This window comes from Bradyrhizobium huanghuaihaiense (assembly GCF_025200885.1).
GTDB classification, from domain to species: Bacteria; Pseudomonadota; Alphaproteobacteria; order Rhizobiales; family Xanthobacteraceae; genus Bradyrhizobium; species Bradyrhizobium huanghuaihaiense.
Genome location: NZ_CP104172.1, coordinates 9,100,304 through 9,126,050, shown reverse-complemented (window position 1 = coordinate 9,126,050; position 25,747 = coordinate 9,100,304). Strand labels below are relative to the sequence as shown.

Below are 25,747 nucleotides of genomic sequence, written 5' to 3'. Positions count from 1 at the left end.
CGACCGATGACGCTCCGATCGAAGCTTCTTGCAATCACGCTGCTCGTGGCCGGGGTCCAGGCCGCGGGCTGGATCGAGGCTCATGCCCAGGAGGCAGATCACCCGTCCGACAAGCCGCTGGTTGTCGCGTCCGATTTCGGTGTCGCACCGTGGATGGTGCGAGGCGCGAACGGTCCTGAAGGCTTCGGTGTGGATCTGATCAACGAGATCAGTAAAGAGCTTGGCCGTCCGAAGGTCGAGATCGTGGATATCAACTTCTCCGGGCTATTTGCGGCTTTGTTTGCCAAGCGGGTCGAATTCCTGGTCAACCCGCTGAATCTGACCGCCGAACGCTCCGAGCGGATGCTCTATACCGAACCGCTATTCACGACCGGAAACGGGTTTCTGGTTCGCGCCGCCGACGAGATGAAGAGTTTTGACGATCTCAAGGGCAAGGCGGTGGCAGTGAACCGCGGCACCATCTCGGACACCTGGGCAACGGCGAATGCAGAGAAGTACGGATTCGAGGTGCAGCGCTATGACACCTTTCCGGACAGCGTGCAGGCCGTTCTGACTCGGCGCGCATTCACTGCGCTGAACGAAATTCCCACGACCGTGTATGCCGCCAGTCAGAACAAGGCGATCAAGGTTGGCTACAAGGACTTCAACGGGCGCAACTTTGCCTATGCGTTCCGTCTGGAGGACGCCGAATATCGCAACAAGGTCGAGAACGTGATCGAATGCATGAAGCTCGACGGGCGGTTGCGCAAGCTGCACGAGAAGTGGTACGGGGCCGCTCCGGATGCCGGCTCGGCAATCGAGACAGTGTATTTCGGCTACGGGCCTCCCGGCTTCAAGGGCTTCGAACCCGCCGCCCACATTCCGGCCTGCAAGACGTAGCCGGGGCACCACAGCCGGGCCGCAAGAGCGGTCCGGCCGCCACACGGTGACAGCCGATGGACCGTATTCTCGAGTACTATTTCAACCCGAAGGTCATCGCGCTCGCGTTTCCGGACGTGCTGGCGGGCTTTCGGGTGACCGTTGCCGTCGCGCTGCTGATCATCGTGTTCGGCATCGCGACGGGGCTGCTGCTGGCGCTGCTGCGTTGTGCCAACCTGCGGCCATTGAATGCGTTGATCGTTGTTTACGTGGACGTACTGCGGACGCTGCCGCAACTCGTCATCATCGTGTTCATCTATTTCGGCCTGCCGTATGTGGGGCTCACCCTTTCGCCTTTCGTGACCACGGTGCTGTCGCTGGCGATGGTGCTGTCGGCGTTCAGCAGTGAGATATTCTGGTCGGCTATCATGGCGGTGCCCCGCGGACAGTGGGATGCCGCGAGCGCTCTCGGGTTTGGGCGGGTTCGGACGTTGCTGCAGATCATCCTGCCCCAGGCCTTCCGGCTGTCGGTGCCGCTTCTGACCAACCGGGCGATCTCGATCAGCAAGGGCACCGCGCTGGGCACCGCGGTGTCGTTGCCGGAGACGCTGGGGCAGGCGCAGAGCGTAACTGCGATGGTCGCAAATCCCTCGCCACTGACGCTCGCCGCGGCCTTCTACCTGCTGTTCTTTCTTCCGCTCGTGGTCGCCAGCCGCTGGATCGAGTGGCGATCAGCGCAGGGACGTTGAGAAGACCATGCAAGCGCTGCTAGACAATTTTGCCGATGTCGACGCACTGATGCGGGTCTATCCGCTACTGCTGCAGGGTGTGCTTTACACCATCGCGCTGGCGCTGGTGGCTCTGCCGCTCGGCCTCCTGCTAGGCCTGTCCATCGCCGTGGCCTACAGCTTCCATCATCGCTGGCTGAACGTTGCCCTGCTGGTCTATATCGATCTCTTCCGGGCGTTTCCGGTGGTCGTGCTGCTGATTCTGGTGTTCTACGGCCTGCCGTTCCTCGGGTTGACCCTGGGCGGATTTGCTGCCGCCGTTCTCGCGATCGTGCTCAACAACTCCGGCTACTATGGTGAGATTTTTCGCGCGGGCATCGAGTCCGTGCCCCGCGGTCAGTACGAGGCGGCGCGCGCGTTGGGCTTCAAGCCGTTGCATGTCGTGCTCTACATCGTCCTGCCGCAGGCCGTCCGCAATTTGCTGGCGCCGCTGGCCAGCAATTCACTGGAGCTCGTCAAGACCACCTCGATCGGCGCGCTGGTCGCCTTGCCCGAGCTTCTGCGCTCGGCGCGTGTCGCTCAGGAGCAGACCTATAATCCGACGCCGCTGATGGCGGCTGCGGTGATCTTCTTCGTCCTGCTGTATCCGATTGCGCGTTGGGTTGCGCGTCTGGAGCGGCAGGCCCTCGCGGCACGGTAAGCCATGGCCACGCTGATCACGGGTGGTGCCGGATTCGTCGGGCTTGCGCTAGCAGAGCGTCTGCTGGCGGCAGGTCAGCGCGTCGTGCTGTTCGACCTGCCCGCGGCTCCGACGGAGTTGCTCGCGCGAACCGAGCTTGCGGGCGCGGTGTATGTCAGCGGCGATGTTACAAGCCGGGCCGATCTCGACGCGGCGCTCGCGGCCGCGTCGATCGACCGCGTGGTGCACGCGGCCGCAGTGACACCGAACGAGCAGCGCGAGCGCAAGGACGCGCGCCGGATCGTCGACATCAATATCGGGGGCACCGTCAACCTGATGGAGCGCGCGATCGCGCATGGCGGAATTCGACGTATCGTTGTGGTGAGCTCCGTGGCCGTCTACGGGTTTTCTGCACCTGCCCCCTCAGGCTGTTTTGAGGAGGAGATCAGTCATCCGGCGCCAGCCGCACTCTACGGTATCAGCAAGCTTGCGGCGGAACAGGCGGCGATCAGGATCGCGCATCTCCACGGCTGTGACACGCGGATCGTCCGGCTTGGGCCGGTTTATGGTCCCTGGGAATGGCCGACCCAGGTGCGCGATGCGATCAGCCCGCACCACCAGGTCCTGCAGGCGCTCAGGTCTGGCCACGAAGCAGTGCTGCCGCGCGCGATGCGTGCCGACTGGATCTACTCGCGCGATGCCGCCGCCGCTATCGCTGCGGTCGCCATCGATGCGGCCCTGGGCCATGCGATCTATCACGTCGGTGGCGGTTGCCTGTCAGATCTGCAGGACTGGTGCCGCGCGCTGGCAGCCCGGTTTCCGGATTTCCGTTGGCGGTACGCCGCATCGGGCGAAACCTCCGGCATTGTTTACAACCTGCTTGCCGATCGCGCGCCGTTGAGCATCGCGCGACTTGCCCGCGACACCGGCTTCAGTCCAGCCTTTCCGGTCAACGAGGCGGCCGCTGACTATTTATCTTGGATGGAACTTAACGGCAGGGCTTCCGGGGGAGCATGATGACCGGGCGACTACTTGGCAAATCGATCGTGATCACAGGGGCATCGTCCGGCATTGGGCGCGCGATCGCCTTCCGCTTTGCCGCCGAAGGTGCACGGCTGGTGCTCGCCGATGTCACCACTGATGTGCGTGAAGGTGGTGCTCCGACTATCGATCGGCTCCGGGCGGTCGGGCGCGAGGCAGAGTTCATTCGCACCGACGTGTCGTCCGAAAGCGAAACTCAAAAGGCGGTTGCGCTGGCTGTGGAGAGGTTCGGGCGGCTCGATGGTCTAGTCAACAATGCAGCCATCGGCATTGGCAAGCCCTTGCTCGAGACCAGCGTTGACGAGTGGAACCGTGCCTTTGCGGTCAATCTCACCGGCGTATTCTTGATGAGCAAGGCTGGTGTCACCGCAATGCTGAGACAGGAGGCGCGCAACGGCGTGCGCGGCCGTATTGTCAATATCTCGTCTCAGCACGGCATGATCGCCTGTCCGGAGGATATCGCCTACGGCACTTCGAAGGCCGGCGTCGTCTACATCACCCGGCAAATCGCCGCCGATTATGCGCGGGATCATGTCATCTGCAATGCGGTGGCGCCCGGCAAGATCGTGACGGGCAAGCCGGGACGCGCCGCAGAAGCGCGATGGATGGACTATTCACGCAGCCGCACGCCGCTGCCGCGCCTGGGCGTGCCCGACGACGTCGCTTCGGCAGCGCTTTTTCTGGCCTCGGACGATGCAACCTTCATCACCGGTGAGAACATTCTCGTCGATGGCGGCTGGATGGCCGCGTGAGTTCTGGAGATCTCGATGATGAGCAAGCCTGATTTGACAGTTGCCGCCGTGGCCGCGCCGATCATCGAGATGACTGGAGTGAGCAAGTGGTACGGTAGCACTCAAGTGCTGAAGGGAATTAATTTCCGCGTCGCGCGCGGCGAGCGCGTGGTGGTCTGCGGTCCGTCTGGGTCCGGAAAATCGACCATGATCCGCTGCATCAACAGGCTCGAGGAACACCGCGACGGCAAGATCATCGTCAATGGCGTTGAACTCGATCACACCACGAAAAATGTGGACGTGGTGCGCCGCGATGTCGGAATGGTGTTCCAGCAGTTTAACCTGTTTCCGCATCTCACCGTGCTGCAGAATTTGATGATCGCGCCGGTCAAGATCCGCAAGGTGCCAAAGCCGGAAGCCGAAGCGACGGCACGGCAGTATCTGGCGCGGGTTCGGATCGCCGAGCATGCGGACAAGTATCCAAGCCAGCTCTCGGGCGGACAGCAGCAACGCGTTGCGATTGCGCGGGCGCTCTGCATGAAGCCGAAGGTCATGCTGTTCGACGAGCCGACGTCGGCTCTGGACCCGGAGATGGTCCAGGAGGTACTCGACGTGATGGTCTCACTCGCGCGCGAAGGGATGACGATGGTGTGTGTAACCCACGAGATGGGCTTTGCCCGAAGCGTTGCGGACAGAGTGGTGTTCATGGACGCTGGCGTGATTATAGAAGAGGGCCTGCCTCACCAGTTCTTCTCGGATCCTAAGCACGAGCGCACCCGCGCGTTCCTGAAGCAAATCATGCACTAGGGCTGAGTCGCACAGTTGGATGAGGCCGAGGGGAAAAGGTTGGGGGAGGTGTGATGGCGTCTATGGCGATGGGGCGATCGCGTCGATTATTGGAACCGGTCTCGCCGCCAGAGCGGAATAGTAGGCCAACCATGCGTTGGTTCTTAAATCGATCTGCATCCGGTATTTGCGTTAACTTCCCATCCTTCCGTTCTGAATAGCGCTAATGATTGAAGAACTAAATCTCGAAGATTGGGCCTGGCAACTTTCGACCGAGGTGTACCGCCTCAATCTGTACAGCCACCTTACGGGACAAGCGGAGCTAAATCGATTATCGGTCACCCAAGAAGAGTTGGCTGGAGCAATCCGCGACAGTTTCACTCAAGTGAACGAGGCCGCCTACCGCGAAATCGTCAAGTTGGCGACGGAGGCGGCACTCGAGACCTACGATCGGGTCGTATCGTCCACCGTCAAACGGTCGCGCGCCCGGCTACGCAGCTGAACTTACCTCTTTGCTCGCTCGGAAAATCCCAGGCTCAACTCGATAGCGCACCTTGCGATTGCTGCGTGTCGCGGCCGGTTAAAGATTGACACTCTCAGCGGTGCCCTTAATGTATAGACATATTATCGGGAACCCGCCATGCCGCCGATCTATATTTCCTATTTGAACCGCCTCGATATCGAGGAAGTGAAGATCACCGACGAGGAGATTCTTACGGCGATCGAGACCAGCCTGGCGGCGCAGGGCCGCGGCAACACCGTCATCGAGCCGCGCGTCCATCTGGAGCCTGGCGTTGCCAACGGCCACTTCAACGTGCTGCGCGGAGCGATCAAGGCGCCGATCGACCGGGCCGGCATCAAGGTCGTCGGCGACTTTGTCGACAACTACAAGCAGGGCCTGCATTCAGAACTGGGCATCCTGGCGCTCTTCGATCCCTCCAACGGAGCGCCGAAGGCGATCATGGATGCCAGTGGCATCACCGACATGCGCACCGGCGCGGTCACCGCGATCGGCGCAAAATACCTCGCCCGCAAGAACTCCAGGGTGCTCGGCCATATCGGCGCGCGCGGTACCGCCTACTGGAACGTGCGGCTGCTCGATCACCTCTTCGATTTCGACGAGATCCGAGTCCATTCGCGGCGCGAGGAAAGCCGCAACAGCTTTGCCGAGAGGCTCAGCCAGGATCTCGGCAAGAAGGTCGTCGCGACCGAGAACTGGCAATCCTGCGTCGAGGGCGCGGACATTGTGGTCGAGGCCTCGCGCCTCGACAAGCCGACGCCAATGCTCAAGACCGAATGGATCAAGAAGGGTGCGTTCGTGGTTCCCTACGGCACGATGAGTGCGATCGAACTGTCGCTGACCGACATTATGAGCAAGCTCGTGGTCGACGATTGGGGGCAGTGCAAAGGCGGCAAGTTCGGCAGCCTCCGCGCCCATGTCGAGGCCGGCAAGCTGTCGGAGAAGACGCTTCACGCCGAGCTCGGCCAGATTGTTGCTGGGCTGAAACCGGGGCGGCAGAGCGATGACGAGACCAATCTGCTCTGGCATCGCGGATTGTCGCTTTCCGATATCGCCCTGGGCCATGCCATGCTTGAAAAGGCCGAGTGGATCGGCGTCGGCCAGCGTCTACGCTTTGCATGACCAGCCAGCCGTCAAGGCCGCGATACATCGCAAATGCGCGGATGTACTCGCCGGTGCCTGCGGCGGCCGCTGCGTGGAAGGAGCTATTCGCCTGGCTTGCGCGAGAGAGCGGCGTTGACCTCGACGTGATCGATCACGCATTCCCGCTCGCGCTCTCCGATCTCTGGGCACAAAGGGATCTCGGCGTCGCCTTCATGTGCGGATTTCCGTTCATGCTCGCAAGCAACCGTCCGCGGCAGGTTGCGGCGCCCGTTCCCCGCGGCCCTCTCTATGGCGGGAAACCGGTCTATGCGACCCGGCTCGTCGTCGGCGCGAACTCTCACTTTCAATCGATCGAGGACACTTTCGGCGGCCGGCTTGGCTATACCGTCCCCGACTCGCATTCCGGATACAATGCGCTCCGTCATCATCTGCTGCCGTATTTTCAGAAGCATGGATCGAAACTGTATCGGCAAAGCGTCGGGCCACTGACAACACCGCGCCGGGTCATCGAGGCGCTTTTGGCCGGCGATATCGATGTCGGGCCGCTCGACAGCTATGCGCTGGACTTGATGCTGCGCCACGACCCGACGCTCACCTCGCAAATTCGAGTCGTCGCAACGACGGACCTCGCGCCGATCCCGTTCCTGGTCGCGGCGGCTGATTGTCCCGACGAGATAGTCACCAGATTGCGGGCGACGCTTCTGACGTTTGCCACCGCGCCAGCCTGCGCGCCCTTGCGCGATCAGCTCTGTCTCGACGCCTTCGTGTCCATCGACGTCGCCGGCTACGATCTCATGCTGCGCTGGGACGCCGAGGCGCGCGGCGCCGGCTACGCGCAGCCCTGCTGAGCTGAGCACCGCCCTTACTTCGCCTTCGCGCCGTCGACGAAGAAGTTGGTCCACAGATCGTCTTTCGTCGCCATGGCATCGAACTCCTTGCCGAAATTGTTGCCGACTTCCTTGTTGAAGGTCAGCGCGTTCTTCATGCCGTCGACGTCGATCTTGCCGAGGTCGGCCACACCGTTGCTCATGCTCTTGACCGCCGAGGTGATCGCCTGGGGATCAGCCTTGGCGAAGAACTGCTTTTGAATCGCGTCGGCCGTCTCGGCCGGCTTCTCCAGCACGGCTTTGCTGGCGGCCTGCATCGCCACGACCGTCTTGTTGATGAGCTCCGATGCTGCCGGGCTGATCGGCTTCTTCGCAACCAGCACGAGGTAAGGCTGCCTGGCGAGCAGCGGGAATTCATCCCCCATCGACACGAGAACGACGCCGCTACCCGCCTTCTCCGAGAGAAAACCTTCGGGCGGAGACAGCACGTAGGCATCGATACGCTTGGCTTCGAGCGCCGCCTGGATCGCAACGGGACTGCCGATCTGCGCCACCTTGATGTCGTTCTTCGGGTCCAGGCCGCCCTGTCCGGCGAGCCAGCGCGCCGCGGCCTCCTGGGCGCCGGCCAGCGCGGTGGCGCCGAACGTCGCACCTTTCAGCGCAGCGAGGCGCTTCTGCATTGGATCGGTGGGCTTCACGCCGGTGCGCTCGAGAAAATCCTTGGAGACAACGAGTTGCAGCGTCACCTTCGACATCAAGGAGTAGACGATCTCAAAAGGCTGGCCCTTCGCGGCCGCGCGCAGCATCGAATCCGGGCCGACTGCGGCAAGATCGATATCACCAGCATCGAGCGCCGCCAGCGCCGAGGCGTCGCCGCCCGGCAATGCCGCAACCGTGGCGGTGAGGCCTTGCGGCTTGAACGTGTCGAGTGCGCGCCCCGACCAGATCGGCAGGAAGCTCAGCGTCGGTGCGCCCAGGCCAATCTTTACGGCCTGCTGGGCTTCGGCCAAGCTGGGCAATAATGCGATCACCGCAGTGAGTGTGGCGATTCGCGCCCAATTCATCGTCACGCGCATTGCACCGTCCTCTTTGGTTCAGGCATCGATTGGGCCGGAGCCCGAAAATCTTCGCCAGCGCAGCAGCCGGCGCTCGATCGCGCCGGCGATCAGGTTGGCGATCGTGACGAAGCCGAGCAGGATCACGATCCCGGCGAACACGCCGGCAGGATCGTAGGTCGAGGACGCCTCGTGGATGAAAAGGCCGAGCCCCTGGATCGATGACGTGAACTCGCCGACGATCACGCCGATCACGCTGTAGGGAATTGCAAGTCGCATTCCGAGCATGACGAAGGGCGCGGCGGCAGGCAGGAACACGTGATAGGTCAATTGGCGCTGATTGGCGCCCATCACTAGCGTCAGATTGACGAGCTCGCGGTCGACGCTGCGAACGCCGGCGAACACGTTGTAGAAGACCAGGAAGAACACCATGATCGAGGCGAGCGCGACCTTCGACCCGATGCCGATGCCGAACCAGATGATGAACAACGGCGCCAGCGCGATCTTGGGGATGCCGTAGAACGCCATCACGTAGGGCTCGAAGATCCGCGCCAGCCGCGGCGAGCGACCGAGCGCATAGCCCGCGAACACGCCGCCGGCGACGCCGATGACGTAGCCGAGCACGAGCTCCTGCCCGGTGGTCCACAGATGCGGGTAAATTTCTCCGGAGGCGAACAGCTCGCAAAGGCGCGCGATGACCGCTGTCGGCTTGCTGACGTAGATCTCCTTGATCAGCCGGCCGGAGGCCCATTGCCAGAAGATTAGGAGGGCGATGCCCGGCAGCAGCTTGACCACTACCTGCAGTGCTTTCGAGCCGATCGCAGTCAGTCTGTTCGACGCAGTCGACGACCGGTAGGCAACATCGTCGATTGCGTTTTGCTCGTTCAATGGATCTGTCCCACTTGAATTTGGGAACGGAATTCAGTCCAAACCGCGTCATAGGCGGCGTCAAAGTTCGGATTTTTGAATGGCTCGAACATGTTGCGCGGGCGCGGCAGATCAATCGCGATGTTCGCCAGCAGCTTTGACGGTCGCTGGCTCAGCACGACGACATTGTCGGCGAGCAGAACGGCTTCGGTGATGTCATGCGTGACGAAGATGACCGTGGCGCCGGCTTTCATCGACAAGGTCTGCAGGTCGCTCTGCATCACCATGCGCGTCTGCGCATCGAGCGCGCCGAATGGCTCGTCCATCAGGATGACACCAGGCCGATAGACGAGAGTGCGCGCGATCGATCCGCGCTTCTGCATGCCGCCGGAGAGCTGGCTGGGAAAGTGCTGCTCGAAACCTGACAGGCCGACCGAGCGGAGAACGTCGACCACGCGCTTCTGCCGCTCGGGCGCGGAGACACCGCGCAGGACCAATGGCAATTCGACGTTCTCGAAAAGCGTCTTCCAAGGCAGCAATTGCGCCTGCTGCGGCACAAACCCGACGTCGGTGTTGACGGACGTCACCTTGTGGCCCAGATGATGGACCGAGCCGCGCGTCGGAAACAGCAGGCCGGCGGCCATTTGGAGCAGCGTGCTCTTGCCGCAGCCGCTGGGCCCGATCACTGCGATGAACTTGCCCTGATTGGCCTCGAAGCTGATCCCGTCTAACACCCGCATTGGTGTGCGCTGCCCGGGCGAGGGAAAGTCCTGTCCAATGCCATCGAACACCAGCACACGATCGTCCATGCCGTCCAACCCTCGATCTGACTTGTATATACATATTTCAAGCCGCCGGAATGAGCAAGCCAGGGGCATGGCACGGTTTTGGGGCAATTTGGTTCGGGACGCAGCGCAGGTCCCGTCCGAGAGTTGAACGAGGACATCGTCAAAGGATACGAACTCGAGAAGGGCCGATTCATCGAGGTTCGCCAACTGGCTCGCCGACCAAGCGCACTGCAACCGCCGCTGCACAGGTCGGGAGCCTTCCATGGGAACAGAGCTCACTGTCCAGCATGCCAGGCTGCCCCGGCGTCGGGAGCGCGAGCTCCGGGCTGCGCAGTACGTCCGGATGTCGACGGATCGTCAGCAATATTCGATCGCAAACCAGATGGCTGTCATCGCCGCCTACGCAGCCGAGCATCGGCTCACGATCGTGCGCACATATATCGATGAGGGCATCAGCGGATTGAGGATCAACAACCGACTGGGGCTCATCGGTCTGATCGACGACGTTCAATCGGGAGCCGCCGATTTCGGGAATGTCCTGGTGCGTGACGTCAGTCGCTGGGGTCGGTTTCAGGACACAGACGAGAGCGCGTATTACGAGTTCATCTGCAAGTTGGCTGGTGTGAAGGTGCTCTATTGCGCCGAGGTCTTCGAGAACGACGGAAGCCCGATGTCGGGCCTCTGGAAGAACATGAAGCGCCTGATGGCAGCGGAGGACAGCCGAAATCAGTCGGCGAAGGTTTTTGCGGGGCAGAGCCGAATTGCAGGGCTTGGCTATTGGGTGGGCGGTCGGCCTGGCTTCGCGCTGCGCAGAGAGCTGATCGACGCAACTGGCAAGTCAAGGGGATTTCTCGAACATGGCCAGCAAAAGGCCTTGCAGACTGACAGGGTCTTGCTGCGGGCCGGGCCACCCGACGAAATCGCGATCGTGCGATGGATATTCGAGAGCTTCGTCGGCGGGAAGGAGGAGACCGCTATCGCCCGCGAGCTGAACGCGAGAGGAGTTACCAACCATCGCCGCGTTCCGTGGAATCTTCAGATGATCGGACGCATCCTTCGCAACGAGAATTACACGGGCAACACGGTCTACTGCCGGACATCGAACTACCTGCGAGCGCGCCGTGTCATCAACGCCAAGGCCAAATGGATACGAGGGGTTGACGCACTTGAGAAGATTGTGCCGCGGAACGTCTTTAATGCCGCTCAACGAATTATTGAGCGACGACTACGGCAACGACTGTCCTCGGATGAGCTGCTCAAGAAACTGCGCGTTCTTCAGCACCGGCTAGGCAATCTGTCTCACAATGCGATCAATCGAGTAAAGGGAGCCCCCAGCGCCGACTTGTACGAGCGGAGGTTCGGTAGCCTTCGTAACGCCTATGCCCTGATCGGCTACGTTCCGAATGGCGACTACAGCTACCTGGACACGCGCGGCGAGCGTGCCTGATCAAGCAGCTGGCTGCCGAGATCATCGGCCGCGTGCCGGGCGTGGGTCCTGATCTCATCGCGGAGCGAGCCGGTGGCTGCATGGCCGTGAAAGATGGGTCTTTCGTATCGCTACGCGTGGTCCGATCCTGGAAACATTCTCAAAGGCATTGCCGTGGACACTGCGGCGTGGCTCGAAGGCCCGTCCTGGTCTCGCGGTCGTGGTCAGGTTGGATGAGCAGAACCGCCAGCCCGTGGACTTCATCTTAACGTCTATGGCCGGCCTTCCGGAGCGTCCGCTGATCATGACCGAGGCGGTCGTGAAAAAGCGATATCAGCTCAGGTTCAAGAGTGCAGCGGAACTAATTCATGAGTTAAAGCGGAAGCTGGCCCGCGAACCGCGGCTTTCCTCCCATTGACAGTCATCGATCCCTGCGATGCGATGAGATCGAGCAGCTGGTGCCCGCCATCGCAGGGCGCGCACAGGTCGAGACAGCGCCGTTCGACGGTCTGCAGCGGCCAGATGCTTTAGCTTTCTGCTCAGTTGAGTCCTCTGATGCGGCGCTTGCGTTGCCGCGGCATCGGACTGCGCAAATGCCCCGCCGAGGCGGGGCACAGTTCGTCCGGTCGTCACCGGAAAACGTCTGTACTGCGTTTGACGAAGCATCACCTTGCAAGGATTCGCTCGTTGCGTCTGCACGCGAGCAGGCTTGTACTAGGTACACGTTTCTGGTACACGATGCGAACATCGGGCGTCCGTAACAGGCTGATTTTTCTGCGGATTCTGGCATCTGCCGTTGGGTGGCAGAGAGTCCCACTCTCTCTGGCTCCGCAGCGTTTACCAGCGCACCCAGCTCGCGCGCTTTGCAGTCGGGATCGAACATGGCTTCCTTCGCCTGACGTACTCTTCGAAGATCAGCTGCGTTCGAGGCCCTCGAACGCACTTCGTCGGCCGGAGTGTCCAGCAGAGCCGCCTGCTCGATCCTTCTTGGGATTACTTCCGCGAGGCAAAGCTCTGCGTGCTATCGACTAGCTCGCATTGTAACGGATGGCCGGGGGATCGTCGCGCCCCCAAGAGGGCCCCGGTAAGCCCGGTAATTGCGAGCTTGATCTGCCATTCCCTTCAGATCGCTAATCGAATCCTTGGGCCATTCGAGGATTGGTTTAAGGCTGGCTCCAAGCCGACAGAGATGGTACAGTTCGTTGGTACAGTGAATTTCCGGCGACTGACAAAAAGCCCCTATTTTGAAGCGCTTTTGGTGGGTTTGAAGGAGTCCCTCCCTCTCCGGCAACGATTTTCAGAAGAAGTCCTAACTCGCACCGAGCGATATACTCTAGGGTGCATTTCGGTCCATCTCGTGTTAAAATCGCGACGGCCTTTTCTGGGCAGGACCGTGCGTGAGGTGATCCAATGGGAACGCTCCGGCGCACTCTGCGGCTCGGCATTGAAGGGATGTTTGGATACCCTTGGGCGTTGGTCGCCACTTCGGCATTTGCGGCGTTGGTCGCCATAATGGCGAACGCTGGCGCCGAGTATCTCTACTTGACCAACAACGCTAGGCTCACCCACGAGCGGCTCATCAAGGATATTCAAGACGGTAATATCGATACTCGAAATCTTAGCCCTGACGCGCAACGCTCCGTGAAGGATATGGCTCGAGCGATCCGCGACCTCACCGCAGGCAAGCCAATCAAAGTATGCCAAACTCTGGAGCTGGAGTATCCTGGCGGACGTCACTTCGCGTTCGATACTCACCACGACGGCACTATGATTAGTTGGGTCGTTCAACTGAGCCGATCGCCAGAAGAGGTGCTGCATCTCACAAGCTGGCCGATTCCCCCAGATAAGAAGCCGGGTCCCCCCGCAATCTTACCTATGCCTACGGCCGAATCGCGCGTGTTGCCTCCCGTTGAATTGGGTTGCGGTCCGTTGGTGATCCGTCCGCCGTCCGATAAGGAGCGAGAGATCTGCCAAAAGTACCCCAAAATGTGCTGATTGGTCAGCGCAGACTTAGCAGGCGCGCATTCTTGGCTGGTAGCCTTTGCCTTTGCTGCTCTAAGCCAGGTCGCACCGCCCGGAGCCGCGTGCGTTCCGGCTGCCTATTGTACGGCACTGATCCAGGGCAAGCGCAGGACGCGCTACCTGGACTTGCAAGAATGGATTTCAGTCAGGACCATGAGAATGGGTTGATTTGGGTACTGAAGCAATTGTCGGATGTTCTCGATTTAAATCCAGCATTCGGCATGTATGACGACGATGAGCGTAACCCCAACGCAGCTGCTAGTTGGAAGGTGCTGTTGCCCGCAACCGCTGGCGCCGCGGTCTCAGGCGGAACAGTCGCTGTCGGACGCCAACTCGTGAAGGTGCTGAAGGAAAGACCGGTGAACCTTGGCTCCGCGCTAACAGCCATCTGCGCTCACGAATATGGTCATATACTGCAATTCAAGTTTATTTATGCTGACCTGGCGAAGTTGCCGAGCGCTGGCGTCAGAACTGAGCTCCATGCGGATTTTGTTTGCGGATACTTTGGCGCGTTTCGCAAGCAGGTTCAGCCAACTTACGATGCGGCCACGCAGGCCGAAACACAGTTTCGTCTAGGCGATGGCAAGTACAAGCGGGTCAGTCACGGTACACCTGACCAACGGGGCGACGCTGTCTATCAGGGTTTCCTCCTTGGTCTTGAGGGCAAGTTGGACCCGAAGGACCTCTCCGCAAGAGGTCTCGAATACGTGCGCGGTCTGAAGCTCTGAGCGGTGTGGCTGGCCTGTCTAATTGGGAGTCAGTACCTCCCTTAGGAAGGGCGCAGCGGATTTCTCGTTGAGTTGCCTCACCTTTCCAGCGGAATTGGTCTCCTTCCCTGTGACATTCAACTCGCTGCTCATGGAAAAGAGGCCGTCCTCGGCCAGGCGCTCGATATCGGCGAGATCCAAGTTTTCGGACTCAATCTTCTTCTTCGCCTGCTGCATTTCATCTACGTCGGGAACTGGCCGCGCCTCCACCGTGGCTTTCAAGGGAGGACTTCCAGCCCCACAATTAAACCCGATCGGACATGATATCGTCTTGTCGACCACCCATTTCGGGCCAAACCGGTAAACAGCAAAGTACATGATCTTTGCCTGCAAGACGGGGACTTTGTCGGCGATCATGGCGTCGTAAAACGTCCTGTGGACGAGTTTCCAGTCGCGGCTCTTAAGATCGCAATAGACGTCATGGATGATGGCCGCACCCACATAGTCTCCAGTGAACGGCGATCCAATGATACTCCAAAGGGGCCAAGGTATACTAGCGCCATCGGTCCGGTATCCTCTCGGGGCCTTCCAGGTCTCCCCCTGCTTGTCGATAAAGTATAAATCGTCCAACAGTTCCCAGCGGTTGGTATCGATTTTGCCAATCTTCGGCGTTCCCTCGAATTTCTGCGCGCCAGCAAGACTTCCAAACAGAGAAAGAAGCAGAGCGGCAGCACTCCCGACACGGATTAGACGGTAGGCCATCGATATTTCTCCTCATTGAGGGCGCCGATCTTTACCACGGCCACTGTGCGTTTTCATTTGATCGCGGAGAGTCATTCCGGTTCAGTAAACTTTCGGTACGCAATGCCATCGACCAAGGTGTGTTGCCCAAGCCGATTTAGTTCTATCAACACGTTGAGGGGCGGCATCGCCCAACAAGGGCGGCAGCATCTTGCCTCTCAATCTCTCATTGTAACATTCCGACAGGAACTCCTTGAGGACCGCAGCCACAATAGCCGCCAGGCGGGCCCATTGAAGGGATGATGCAGTAAGCCATGGGATGTGGTCCGTACCGGCACACGTTGCTAAAGCGTGGCGGTGGAGGCGGTGTAGGAGGCTGCACAGCTAATGGAGGCGGAGATGGAGGTGGCGTAGCAGTGCCCTGTTGGGAAGCAGAGAACCTGCTCTGCACATCGTAAGCTGGGTTTTCGAGAGAGTTCGAACTCCTGGCATAATCAGCCGCGAACGCATTCACTCCCAACGCTCTGAACTGCTGAACGTGAACCATTTCATGGGCCCACACTGAAAGATCTGATGCGACCTGTGCATTCTTGAAGACTATAGTATCGATCAAACAGATGGCTTCAGCAGTGCCGTACGTCAGGGTGGCATTAGCTAGATTAATTGCACCGCCATCTCCTATTTTCCATCTCACGTTATTGAACAGATCGTCGCTAAACCATCCTTGGAGCGCCTGCCTCACTTCCGGCGGAACGGGCTGGGCGGTTGGCCATGATGAATTGCGAGACTGCTGAATCCACTGCGCGAGAGTAGGTCCGGAGTACACATCGGCCGTATACCTCAGTCTGATCTGATCGAGATCGCGGCCCATCTGTCGTGGGTCCATGCGAGTTACGCCGTTAAAGATGGCCGTCGCAACCTGACTCCCCAAGTTCAAAGCAGCCTGCGGGCTGGGAGATGCGGGTGAATTTCCCGGAGCCCCGGGAGCTGTCGGTATGCCGCTTGGTACGCCGGGAGGTTTCGGTAAGTTCGATAGGCCGGGAAGGCTTGGTGGTGGCGGCAGGCTGGGAGGTGAGGGTACCCGAATGCCCGTGCCCGGAATTTGAAACTGAGCGACCCCTTCGGAATAGATAGTCAAAACCAAGGTCAAGGTAGTGATAAAGAGACTTCGGCTCGCGTAACTCATGCGCAGCCCCCCTCCCAATCATTGCCGTGAACTCCCCTTCTACGGCTTCTGCCGGCCTACAGAAGGTGAACTGCATCACACGTTCGCCAAAAATTTTGCGAGATTGGGAGATTGCACTTCTTGAGCCATACTGGGCTTGCCGACCACAAGGTGGTATACAGCGCTGGTCACAAACTTTCGCCGCCTCTTTCGAAACGCCAAATTCGAAAGCATTTTAGGTGCTCGCGGCTGATACCTTACGGCGTCCGCTGGCATCGAAGGCGCGCAAGTTCTCGAGTTCGTCTCGTGCTAACGGAAACAAAATCCAGCGATTTCAAGTTCCGACCAAGCCAATCTAGCGTAGTCGGACATCATGGATATGAGAAGGTAAGCGGCGCGTGCCAACTCCACGACAACCGAAGCAATCTCCAGACCAGAGCGTTCTCCCTGGAATTCGGACCTGCGGTGACCGAAATAGCCCCCCGGCGCAGTCTCCGCGGAAGCGCGGCGCCAACCAAGTGATTGCGACGATACCGCTAACTGCGTACGACTAATCTACAACGTTGGCTGAAGCTTGTCTGGCGCGACAGGGATATTCGTCTGCGTCGTATACAGTGTGGCCACGTCCGTTGCGAGCGACATGTAATCGTCGTAAGCTGTTTGGCTGGCGGGCACGACTGCTAATTGCAGATTTGCCGGAAGGATGCCGTTATTTGCTGTGATTGCCGATGCTCTGAATTTCTTCTCTGCCTGTCGGAGGTCGTCGATCGATTTGTTGAGGTCGGCCATGGATGTCGGCGTCACTAGCTTGCCGCCGATGTAGACGACTTGGCTAAGGCCAAGGATGCCGAGTAACGTTTGCGGGATTTCAAATGACGAAAGTTGAGTGACGCCGCCGATGATGAGCGCGCCGGCGACGACGAGGCTGAAGATGAAGCTTTGATAGCGATAGACGTCGAACTCTCCGTCGGTCGTGAAGAGGTCGCGCCAGTGGGCATCAATGTTATTCGGGTTGAAGGTTGACGACAGCCACTGCTTGCGCAGGAGCCAGGCCTTGTTTTCGGGCGAGAGAGTTGTTCTGGAGTTATCGGCACCTTTGGCCACGGTCGAACCGACGCCAGCAATGCCAAGAAGTAGCAGGACGGTGCTTGAGATGTCTGTCAGCACGCCGGTGCGAAGGAGGAAGTAGGTGATCAGACCGAAGACAATCAGGGAGAACATAACGATTTGGAGCTTGCCGAGACTTGCGCGCCCGTCCGCGCCGGCGCTCATTGCGATCGGATCGAGATAACCATACCAACGAGGGGGACAGCTTGTTCGGAAGGCGAAGGCAGCGATCAGGTAGCCCAGAATCACACTCAACCACGCCAACCCCGAACTGTAGATTGCAGGGCTCACTCTGACGGTCGTCTCCGAGACCTTAAAGGGAGAGCCACCCTGGCAAGTGAAGATGTAGAGTTGGGCCTGCTTCCAAGGGGCATCGATCACGTCCGGAAAACGCAAGTTGACGATCGTTCGGTCCTTTCTCATCAAGCCCTTTTTGATGAGAGTATCTGTATCGGCCGCCTGACGGATCCTGACGTCAGTCCTGTCGAGGATGACGGGGGATGCCGTTCCTATGTCGAGAGCTCCGAAGTAATAGTCGCCCTCCGCGAACGGTTCGTCGAGGCCAACGTCAACCGTCCCTCCGGTGGGAAGCAAGAACGTGTCCATGATAATTCTGCCACCGATCTGCCGCCGCTTGTTGAGCAGTTCGGAGCTGGCATCCTCCTCGGTGATACAGACGTCGCGAGGATCGTATTTCTTTTTTGCAGGCTGAACTGGCTGCTTTCCGGGCGCGGCTTCGGTGGGGGCGGGATTGGCTGCGGTCTGGCCATTTTGTGGTGCGGCGCCTTGAGCAAACGCACCAAGACCAAACAGAACTACGAAAAGAAAGACGCCCGAGGACAGGGTCCAGCGCGATCGCATTTTGCCGCTCCAGCCTTTGAAATTTTTGCAGGATTGAAATTGCCCTGCACCTAAGCGGGACTTGATTGTACTCGTATGGTTTCAATCAGATGTGGCTTCAAACCATTCTTGGCGATGAAGACCGGCTGGTACGGATCGTTGCGGGCCTGCGGACATTCCGGATTTGCGATCCAGTCGTCGCGATGAGGGACGTCGTCCAGTCCAACCGCGAAGATATCGACGGTGTCTCCCTCGATGCGAAGCCTTAAGAAGTTGTTGTACCGACCGAGTCGTAGAGCGCTGAAGGCATCATTCCGATTCATCCGCATCCATCGGCACGTGATGAGAAGGTTGAGGCCAAACAGGGTGCTACCCACAAGGAAACCAACAACCCCCATCTCTACCGCCAGGCGGATGAGCCAAAGCCATACGTCAAACCATTGGCCGGGAAAGAGTGGAGTCGCTTCGTTCCAAAGCCTGAAGAGGTGTCCGGATGTGATGACGGCGGTCGCTTGCGCCAGTGAGTGAATCGCGCTGCTGATCAGGACACCAGGACCCGAGGATTTCTCCTGGTTAATGGCGTAGCCCATCAGAGCCCATGCGAAGACAGCCGTAACAATGATGCGGACGTCCCATTCATCGCGAAGCGAGATTGCTAGTCCGCAGAGACCATAAATTGCTCCCATCAGGAGCGAGAAATCCCAGTTCTTGAAGGCGAAGAAGACGTTTCGCCACACAAGCCGCTGGCAAATGCGCTTCGAGGGATAGCAGGCAGGTTCCTCAGGCGTGTCCTTCTTGACGGAAGGAATTGCGCCAAGCTGAAGGTTCTTCTTCGTTGTTTGCCAATCGAGAGAGACGTTCTTCTCGAGGTGATGGGTTGGATGCAAGAAGGCGCCGCCGCCGCCCGATGTGATGAACTGCGTTCCATCAGTAGCCTGGTAGCGGCTATAATGATGGGTGTCGCCCGAAAGAAGGATGGGCACGGTGTGGCCCTTTGATGTGCCGTCAGATTTCCGCGCACCGAGCGCGAGGCCAACCGCGAAATCCGTGATACTCCACGACTTGCTATTCGTATCGGTGTAGAGCCAGCCCGGTTCAGCGCTGCACATGATAATCTTGGATTTGTCGGGCATGTTGGCGCGATACGACTGAAGTAGTCGGCTTGCGGCTGATCCATATCATCGGCGAGCTGGATGTCGGTCGCCCAGAGCCACCAGGCGTCTGTCAGTTGGATCGCGAAATAGCTGCGGCGTTGCTGGCTACGCCAACTGCCAAGATGCCAATGTTTCTCTCGGCAGAAGAGCGCTAGGAAAAGGTCCAGGCCGTCGTACCAGTCATGATTACCGGGAATCGCGAACACCGGGACGCCGTCGTCCGAATGGCGGTTGGGGTCGGGAGAAGCCCAAGCATAAGGTTGCCGCAGCTGGTTGGTATAGGCCTGTCGGCTTGCTTTCGGATAAAGCTCGTCACCCCCCATCACGAGAAGCTGGCCACGCGGCAGTTTTTGATTTCCGGCAGCTAGTTCTTTTCTCGCGAGCAAGGAGGCCATCGCGTACGTACTGTCGAAGCCATCGCCAAGATCTGCGACGAAATCGAACCAGACCACGCCGTCATGTTCTGACGCCAACTTTTCTTTGAGAGCCGTGGCGCGTCTAATGTGTTCAGCAACGGGAACCGTATCCAAGGCGGCTATCATGAGGCGGCGATCGGCGTAGCGGCCGAAGATCGACGACAGGATCACGTTTTTAAGCAAAGCTAAAAGGAGGCCAGGACTGAACCAGTGAGCCATGCGCGGAAAGCGCTCGTAGTCGTTCAGTGGCTTTACGGCCATCCAAATTGCTCCCTTTGAAAGCTCTAAATCAACCGGGCAACCGTAGCCCACCAAAGCGGACATGCAACCATGGATGGCATCATTTCCACAGAGGTTGCACAGCTTTTCGCGATAGCTGTGCGCTTGGATGCCCTTCGCATTGCATCGCGACCCGGCACTCTAGGGCCGGCTCAACGCTGCGTAAGTGATCTCGGAGCTTCTTAGAGATGTTTCGAAGCTAGGCGCTATGTGCCTTTGCCGTGTTCGGAGGTCGACTCGGGGCTCGCAGTAGCTGCCGGCGCGTGGGCCCTCTCTTCGAGTTCGCGAAGGACCTTGCTAAGCGCGTGCTGCTTCTGCTCGTCGTGGTCTGGTTCGGCCTTCTCTAGTCCCGAACGCTTTTCATCCTCGCGCTTCTGCGCTTCCTTTTCCCAATAGGCCTTCAACCCACTTAACCGCTCTTGGTGATGGTCCGGAATTCTGTTGAAGGCGGGGTCGGGGTTTCCGACGATGTAAGGCGTGAAGCAGTACGCTCCGTTCTCCTTGATGAACTCTTGGCAAAACGCCAACACAGCGTCGGTATTGAGAGGTAGCTTGCCGTTCAGCGCGTCTTCGGTCTCCTCGAGTTTTTGAGACGGCCGCATGTCAATCCAGAACACAGGATAGGGTAGACCACCAAACACCCCCTTCAGCGCATGCCGGCCTTCGAAAAAGAATCGAGCCGTATCGTACTTGTATTCGTGAGGCTGCGTTCGGACGGCGTGAACAAGGATGAACGCAAGCTCCACGGAGATCACGAGGCGCCGTGTTGTAGAGAGCTGCGACAGACGAAAACCTGTGTCGATCGCTGGGCCGATAAAATCTCTCGTGAGATTGGCATTTGGCTGCTGCTTGTAGTATTCGCTCAGGAGCGACAGGTTGCTGTAGACCTCATCATCATCTTCGTCTTCCGCCTCGCGCAACCCTTGGACCGAAGAACGAAAAATAACCTCCGCGTTGTGGACAGGAAATCCAGCGATCCATGCGGTAGTTTTGAGATCGAGTGATTTGAACTGCTCTTTGAGACGAACTCGGTACGAGGCGACTGTCTTAATCCACGCGTTCAACGTGGTGAGCGCTTCTCGGTGATCGTTCAAGAGCTTTGTGTATATAAGCTCGTCGCCCACACTCTTCCAAAGCTCTGGCGGTCGGCCCGTCGGCCAGCCAACCTCGTTTGAAAGATCGACACACACTGCCCATTCCTTAGCGAATGTCCGCTCTATTCCTCTGTAAAATTGTGCGATCGGAGAGAACCAGGGCTCCGCCGGCGGCGGATCGATCCCATCGCGAGTGCTTTTATCCAATTGTCTGTCTTTCGCCGCTTGCTTAAACGCGGTCGAGCCGACGATATCGACGCTCAGAAACAGGCGAAGAGCCGAGCTGAACGGGCCGGCGTCTGACACGAGGCCAATTACCTCACGCCGACAAATTCAGCGCGAATACGAGCCGCATCGACGGAGACTCCGAACTCGTCTGCTAGCAGAGGGATAACGCCCTTTAGCGCACGATAGCGCTCCGCGAACTGTTCTGTAGGCATGAGAAAGCCCGCAGCAAACCAGTTGGCCTCCCATTCAACCCGACCGGAGCCATAGCGTTGTGCCTCGAGACGTTCGATCTGCGCTCCATTCTGTCGCGCGTACAGATAATGCAGCACGTAGTGACCGAGTTCGTGAGCGATCGTGAAGCGATCTCGAGCGGGGCCGGTGTGGGCCGCTAGAAAAATCTCAAAGCGAGCTGGCCCCTCGACACGTATCGAGCCTGATGGAATCCTGTTGAAGTCGAGTACGTTTTGGATGTGAATTGTACCGCCCATCTTTTCCACAATGGGCGTCAATGACGTGCCCGGCCGATACCCGAAATGGGTGGCTACCTGAGACGCAAAGCTGTCGACTGCGGCCTTGGACAACCCGCACTCGTAGGGTGCGCTGTAGTGCATTGAAAAAGGGCCTTTGATCGAATCAAACTTGCCTAACATCAATTCTCGCCTAGAAATAGTAAATTCCTGAGAAATGGCAATGGTTTCAACCGTTCGTGCCACGGCTTTTTTTGCCGTGGATGTCGCGGGGCGCGCTGACGGTTTACCTCAATATGAGCCGCCCATCGGGATTATGGGATGACATCACCGCCGGCCCGATTGCGGCTGCTGCCCCCGCGTCCATGCGAGTGATACCTGGGTCAAGCAGCCATAAGAGGCCGTCGAGGCGTCTGGACAGCTCGGAGTTTCCGGCGCTCCTTCTCGCACGCGGCCATGAGCGTTTTGACCCAAAGTGCCATACCCTCAGACTTCAAATCGATTTTCTGGGATTGGCTGTAGTGTTGTTCGGTTACGGGCGCCAATCGCTCGCGTTCACTAATGCTAGAGTAGGTCATCTTGTGCCCCAAGATGGCGGTGGCGGCTCCTCCCAATCTGTTATCTTCAAGGAATGTTGCCATCGCTCTTCTGATGTCGTGAGGCGTAAAGGGACGTATGCCGTATTCCTTGAAAAGGTCGGGACGCGTTTTCTTCGGTTTCGGTTTGGGTCCCGGTTTCCCTCTACGCGCGGGCTTTTGCCGGACGGTGTGGTCGTAGACGCGTCCCTGGAGCCTATATATGAGCAGATTGAGCGCGGCCGGTGTAACCCGTTTCTTCGGATCTCTTCCCGGAAACATCCAAGGAGAGTTTCCCCCAGCTTCCTTTTGATAGCTCTGCAGCACCTTCATGGCCTCGGGAGGTATCGGGATCGAATGCGGTCGCCCGCCGTCCCGGCCACCTTTCATTTCATCGGAGGTCCAGTTTGCGATCTTCCATCCGCGCAGTTTGCGGTGTGTCTTCGTAGCATCGAAGAGGCGATCAAGGCGCAATTGGAGGAAGGCGCCTGTTCGTTGCGCGGTAAGTGCCACGCCCCATAGTGCTCCCAGTGTCCCAGGATAGGTATCGTGCTCGCCGTCAGCTAGATGCCTGTACTCATCTGCCAGGATCAACGTGCGTGCGATCTCGCTGATGGTCGGAGTGTGCGTGCGTTGCTCCGTTTTGTACTCGAACGACCAGCGGGTCCACCATTCCGCTTGTACTTCGTCCAATCCAGACGCAGTGGCGTGGAATTTCCAGGCCCACGTGAGCATTCGTTTCGATTGGGTCAATGCACGATGCACCGCTGAGGGTGCGTGATTTAAATTAATCCGGTCGCGTACCAGTTCGAGATCGCGGAGCCGAATCTCGCTAACAAGTTTGTCGTTGATCGAGGCAAACTCCGGCAACGTCAGGTAATGCTCGTACTGCTCGCGGTACTTCGCCTTTAGCCTGGGCTTTTGATACTCGAGGAATTTCTGAGTAAGTGCCTTCCAAGTCCAAGTAATGCCACTGTCGCCGATGCGCTTGCGGTACGCGATCAGCGAGGTCTCATCGGCGTATGTATCTGCAATCTCGGCGTGACCGGTTGGATCCTTGTATTTGCTGCCGATCGATAGTCGTACCAAGGTATCAGCAAATTCTCGCAGGTTGCGCTTTCGGCCCGCGGCCAGATGTATCTGATTGGCAATGTACCTTGCTGTATCGAGGTCAAGCTTGCCGCCAGCTGTCTCCTGGTCGAAGCTCGATGCCACCAAACCAAGACGCAGTGTTAGCTCGCGACGGCGCACATACCAGACAGCTTTGCCAGGGGTAATCCTGATAGTCAGACCCACTGTCTTCTGGTCTCGCCATTCGGCGACCTTCCCGACAATGGCTTTGCTTGTGCTGTAGGAAAGAGCGCTCTGAACGTCGAAGTCGGTGAGGCATTTCACCTCTCGCTCGTAATTGCTTTTTTCTGGCACCGAAAACCCCGTACAACGATCGTACAAAAACAGCTGTGGGAGAGGCGCTCAAAACGTGGTCGGCGCTTATCCCTTAGAATAGCAGAAAGTATCGTATTTTCAATGTGTTATGATGCCATGAACGGAGCGCGTAAAGGTTTAGGAATCGTTTTCCCAAGCTGCATACGAGGGTTCGATTCCCTTCGCCCGCTCCAAAACCCTTTAAAACAAGGGGTTTCTGCACAGGGTACGTCCTTGGAATGAGCTGCGTTTCTAGCTTGTTGTGGACATCTCACTCGCTGAAATGATTGTGATTTTCGGGTCCTTACGAGCACGATTCTAGAGCCAGTTTGAGCCAAAAATCGCTGTCCCCCGTGGGCACGTTGCGCGTTTTGCGATCCGTGATTCAATGAAGTGCATTAGAAGCCAATGACATCGAACTATGTCAGACAACAGCGGGGCCATAACCCCCAACACAATCGGCGAACTCCGCGTTCGCACTACCTTTAATCCCAGCGCCAGTGGCGATGTGGATGTCATCAAGCGGCGCACGGCTGAATTGATTAATCTGTGCGATCACCTCAAACCCAAAGACGCCCGCTTGGTGGCTTTGGCCCAGACAGCCTACGAAGAGGCCGCGATGTGGGCAGTGAAGGCCGCGACCGCATAGCAACACCAGTTGTGCGCGTGTAAACTCCTCCGATTGCTCGGGGGAGTTTTTTCATTGGCCAAGGCTAGTCGATCGCCCGCTCCAAAACCTTAGGGCGTTCCAGCGAGAACCCTTTTACAGCGGTCTCTTGCAGCTTTTGTTCGCGCTCCACCCGAGCTAAGCTGTCGGAGGCTCCAGCGATAGTGCCGAAGGCGCCGAGCGAAGGGGGGAACTGTGGAAGATGAAGTCTCCTCAAACGAGCCTACGTCGGATGACGGGCCAAACGCGCGAATGGTTCGTTATTGGAACAGTTCCGCGACAGCGCCATGGGTCACTCTTCAGGACCGGCTGGACGCGCTTCTCGGACCAGCTGGCGATGCGGCTATTAGGGAGGCAAACCCGAAGAGCGCAGAACACGTTCTCGATGTCGGCTGCGGCTGTGGGGGATCGACGCTGGAATTTGCGCGCCTTGTGGGCAAACTCGGTCACGTAACTGGCGTAGACATTTCGGACCAAATGCTCGCACGGGCTAGAGAGCGTGTTGTCGAAAAAGGATTCGCGCAAGTAACGCTGGCTGTCGCGGATGCAGGCTCCTTTGCCTTCGAGCCAGCGAGTTTTGATCACATATACTCTCGTTTGGGCATTATGTTTTTTGGTGCCCCGGTTGCCGCGTTCGCCAATCTCCGATCCGCTTTGAAGACATCAGGAAGAATGACGTTCTTGTGCTGTCGAACCGCCGCGGAAAACACCTACATTTCGACAGCAGTACAAGCGGCACGGCCGCTTTTGCCGAACGATGCGGTGCCAATACCCGGACCGGACGAGCCCGGCATGTTCTCGCTTGCGAACCCATCACGTGTTCAGGATATTTTAGGTCGTGCTGGATTTCGTCAAATCGAGTTGCGCCGCCACGACGAGCGTATGCGGCTTGGTGGACCGGGCGAAGCTATCGAAGCTGCAAATTTTTCATTGCAGTTCGGACCACTGACACGGGTTCTCAATGACTTGAAGCCTGCGGCGAGAGAAGCTTTGATTTCGGCCGTTGCAAATGCTTATCGACAGATCGATGGCCCCGAAGGGATTGTACTCCAAGGTGCATTTTGGATTGTTACTGCACGTCCCTAAGCACTCGCTTCGGTGTGAAAACCAAATAGCTCTTATCGCGAAACGTTCCCGGTATTCGTCTAGCTTGCGGTCGCCCCCTTCGTGACCGTCATGCTGGACGGAGTGGACCCCAAAAAAAGGATCGGCTGGTTTTTGCCGTATGGAAAATTTAATTCGGAGTTGGATCTTACCGCACCACCAATCCCCGCATAGCGCGGAGCCAAAAAAGAGCCAAATCCGTGTAACCCATTGACGTATTTGGGTGCCAAAAATGATTCCCAAGCTGCATACGAGGGCTCGATTCCCTTCGCCCGCTCCAGACCCTCCACCTCGGCCCGATCGGCCCTCTGGTGTTGCGGCCTGAATTCTCCCCGCGGCTTTGAAC

General features: G+C 58.5%; 24 protein-coding genes and 1 pseudogene. 14 read left to right on the top strand and 11 right to left on the bottom strand.

Annotated features, from left to right (window positions below):
• The first annotated feature begins 6 nt into the window (after nucleotides 1-6).
• From N2603_RS42580 to N2603_RS42540, 9 genes are all read left to right on the top strand, one after another.
• Nucleotides 7-879, top strand: coding sequence for a substrate-binding periplasmic protein (locus tag N2603_RS42580; protein WP_260386891.1), 873 nt, complete (start codon nucleotides 7-9; stop codon nucleotides 877-879).
• Nucleotides 880-935: 56 nt separating this feature from the next.
• On the top strand, nucleotides 936-1,607 hold the full coding sequence (locus tag N2603_RS42575; protein WP_260386890.1) for an amino acid ABC transporter permease: 672 nt from the start codon (nucleotides 936-938) through the stop codon (nucleotides 1,605-1,607).
• A 7-nt stretch (nucleotides 1,608-1,614) separates the two neighbouring features.
• On the top strand, nucleotides 1,615-2,286 hold the full coding sequence (locus N2603_RS42570) for an amino acid ABC transporter permease (protein WP_260386889.1): 672 nt from the start codon (nucleotides 1,615-1,617) through the stop codon (nucleotides 2,284-2,286).
• Between the two features lie 3 nt (nucleotides 2,287-2,289).
• Nucleotides 2,290-3,282 carry an NAD-dependent epimerase/dehydratase family protein gene (locus tag N2603_RS42565; protein ID WP_260386888.1) on the top strand — a complete coding sequence of 331 codons (993 nt, stop codon included), beginning with the start codon at nucleotides 2,290-2,292 and terminating at the stop codon, nucleotides 3,280-3,282.
• Entirely contained in the window at nucleotides 3,282-4,058 is a 777-nt protein-coding gene (locus N2603_RS42560) for an SDR family NAD(P)-dependent oxidoreductase (RefSeq protein ID WP_260386887.1), read from the top strand. Before N2603_RS42565 ends, N2603_RS42560 begins: the two co-directional genes overlap by 1 nt.
• Nucleotides 4,059-4,073: 15 nt before the next feature.
• The gene (locus N2603_RS42555) at nucleotides 4,074-4,844 is read left to right on the top strand and encodes an amino acid ABC transporter ATP-binding protein (RefSeq protein WP_311740918.1); all 771 of its coding nucleotides are present in this window, start codon (nucleotides 4,074-4,076) and stop codon (nucleotides 4,842-4,844) included.
• Nucleotides 4,845-5,049: 205 nt separating this feature from the next.
• Nucleotides 5,050-5,325 (top strand): hypothetical protein, encoded by a 276-nt coding sequence (locus N2603_RS42550; RefSeq protein WP_260386886.1) that lies wholly within the window; start codon nucleotides 5,050-5,052, stop codon nucleotides 5,323-5,325.
• Between the two features lie 138 nt (nucleotides 5,326-5,463).
• Nucleotides 5,464-6,465 carry an ornithine cyclodeaminase family protein gene (locus tag N2603_RS42545; protein WP_260386885.1) on the top strand — a complete coding sequence of 334 codons (1,002 nt, stop codon included), beginning with the start codon at nucleotides 5,464-5,466 and terminating at the stop codon, nucleotides 6,463-6,465.
• 41 nt (nucleotides 6,466-6,506) lie between these two features.
• Nucleotides 6,507-7,295 (top strand): phosphate/phosphite/phosphonate ABC transporter substrate-binding protein, encoded by a 789-nt coding sequence (locus tag N2603_RS42540; protein WP_260386884.1) that lies wholly within the window; start codon nucleotides 6,507-6,509, stop codon nucleotides 7,293-7,295.
• Between the two features lie 14 nt (nucleotides 7,296-7,309).
• On the opposite strand, the gene N2603_RS42535 is transcribed toward N2603_RS42540, so the two are convergent.
• From N2603_RS42535 to N2603_RS42525, 3 genes are read right to left on the bottom strand one after another with little or no spacing between them, the layout of a single operon-like run.
• The gene (locus tag N2603_RS42535) at nucleotides 7,310-8,350 is read right to left on the bottom strand and encodes an ABC transporter substrate-binding protein (protein WP_260386883.1); all 1,041 of its coding nucleotides are present in this window, start codon (nucleotides 8,348-8,350) and stop codon (nucleotides 7,310-7,312) included.
• An 18-nt stretch (nucleotides 8,351-8,368) separates the two neighbouring features.
• The gene (locus tag N2603_RS42530; RefSeq protein ID WP_260386882.1) at nucleotides 8,369-9,217 is read right to left on the bottom strand and encodes an ABC transporter permease; all 849 of its coding nucleotides are present in this window, start codon (nucleotides 9,215-9,217) and stop codon (nucleotides 8,369-8,371) included.
• Nucleotides 9,214-10,191 (bottom strand): ABC transporter ATP-binding protein, encoded by a 978-nt coding sequence (locus N2603_RS42525; protein WP_260386881.1) that lies wholly within the window; start codon nucleotides 10,189-10,191, stop codon nucleotides 9,214-9,216. Before N2603_RS42525 ends, N2603_RS42530 begins: the two co-directional genes overlap by 4 nt.
• 55 nt (nucleotides 10,192-10,246) lie before the next feature.
• Between N2603_RS42525 and N2603_RS42520 the strand changes: the two genes are divergently transcribed.
• From N2603_RS42520 to N2603_RS42510, 3 genes are all read left to right on the top strand, one after another.
• On the top strand, nucleotides 10,247-11,431 hold the full coding sequence (locus N2603_RS42520; protein WP_260386880.1) for a recombinase family protein: 1,185 nt from the start codon (nucleotides 10,247-10,249) through the stop codon (nucleotides 11,429-11,431).
• A gap of 1,389 nt (nucleotides 11,432-12,820) precedes the next feature.
• Nucleotides 12,821-13,405, top strand: coding sequence for a thioredoxin domain-containing protein (locus N2603_RS42515; RefSeq protein WP_260386879.1), 585 nt, complete (start codon nucleotides 12,821-12,823; stop codon nucleotides 13,403-13,405).
• A 161-nt stretch (nucleotides 13,406-13,566) separates the two neighbouring features.
• Nucleotides 13,567-14,160 (top strand): hypothetical protein, encoded by a 594-nt coding sequence (locus N2603_RS42510; protein WP_260386878.1) that lies wholly within the window; start codon nucleotides 13,567-13,569, stop codon nucleotides 14,158-14,160.
• A gap of 18 nt (nucleotides 14,161-14,178) precedes the next feature.
• Here the strand turns inward: N2603_RS42510 and N2603_RS42505 are convergent, their stop codons facing one another.
• The 8 genes and pseudogenes from N2603_RS42505 to N2603_RS42475 form a co-directional block, all read right to left on the bottom strand.
• Nucleotides 14,179-14,901 carry a DUF1353 domain-containing protein gene (locus N2603_RS42505; RefSeq protein WP_260386877.1) on the bottom strand — a complete coding sequence of 241 codons (723 nt, stop codon included), beginning with the start codon at nucleotides 14,899-14,901 and terminating at the stop codon, nucleotides 14,179-14,181.
• Nucleotides 14,902-15,106: 205 nt separating this feature from the next.
• Entirely contained in the window at nucleotides 15,107-15,751 is a 645-nt protein-coding gene (locus N2603_RS45160) for an eCIS core domain-containing protein (protein WP_425248962.1), read from the bottom strand.
• A gap of 849 nt (nucleotides 15,752-16,600) precedes the next feature.
• The gene (locus N2603_RS42500; RefSeq protein ID WP_260386876.1) at nucleotides 16,601-18,013 is read right to left on the bottom strand and encodes a hypothetical protein; all 1,413 of its coding nucleotides are present in this window, start codon (nucleotides 18,011-18,013) and stop codon (nucleotides 16,601-16,603) included.
• Between the two features lie 50 nt (nucleotides 18,014-18,063).
• A complete protein-coding gene (locus N2603_RS42495) occupies nucleotides 18,064-19,125 on the bottom strand; it encodes a hypothetical protein (RefSeq protein ID WP_260424458.1) in 1,062 nt (353 codons plus the stop codon).
• Nucleotides 19,126-19,352: 227 nt separating this feature from the next.
• Nucleotides 19,353-19,541, bottom strand: a pseudogene (locus N2603_RS42490) (metallophosphoesterase); the annotation flags it as partial.
• A 506-nt stretch (nucleotides 19,542-20,047) separates the two neighbouring features.
• A complete protein-coding gene (locus N2603_RS42485; protein WP_260386875.1) occupies nucleotides 20,048-21,241 on the bottom strand; it encodes a hypothetical protein in 1,194 nt (397 codons plus the stop codon).
• Between the two features lie 8 nt (nucleotides 21,242-21,249).
• Complete coding sequence (locus N2603_RS42480; RefSeq protein WP_260386874.1) at nucleotides 21,250-21,876, bottom strand: ImmA/IrrE family metallo-endopeptidase; 627 nt, start codon at nucleotides 21,874-21,876, stop codon at nucleotides 21,250-21,252.
• A gap of 137 nt (nucleotides 21,877-22,013) precedes the next feature.
• Nucleotides 22,014-23,630, bottom strand: coding sequence for a site-specific integrase (locus N2603_RS42475; RefSeq protein ID WP_260386873.1), 1,617 nt, complete (start codon nucleotides 23,628-23,630; stop codon nucleotides 22,014-22,016).
• A gap of 421 nt (nucleotides 23,631-24,051) precedes the next feature.
• On the opposite strand from N2603_RS42475, the gene N2603_RS42470 reads away from it, so the two are divergent.
• On the top strand, nucleotides 24,052-24,279 hold the full coding sequence (locus N2603_RS42470; RefSeq protein WP_260386872.1) for an Acb2/Tad1 domain-containing protein: 228 nt from the start codon (nucleotides 24,052-24,054) through the stop codon (nucleotides 24,277-24,279).
• 213 nt (nucleotides 24,280-24,492) lie between these two features.
• Complete coding sequence (locus N2603_RS42465) at nucleotides 24,493-25,383, top strand: class I SAM-dependent methyltransferase (RefSeq protein ID WP_260386871.1); 891 nt, start codon at nucleotides 24,493-24,495, stop codon at nucleotides 25,381-25,383.
• The last annotated feature ends 364 nt before the right edge of the window (nucleotides 25,384-25,747 follow it).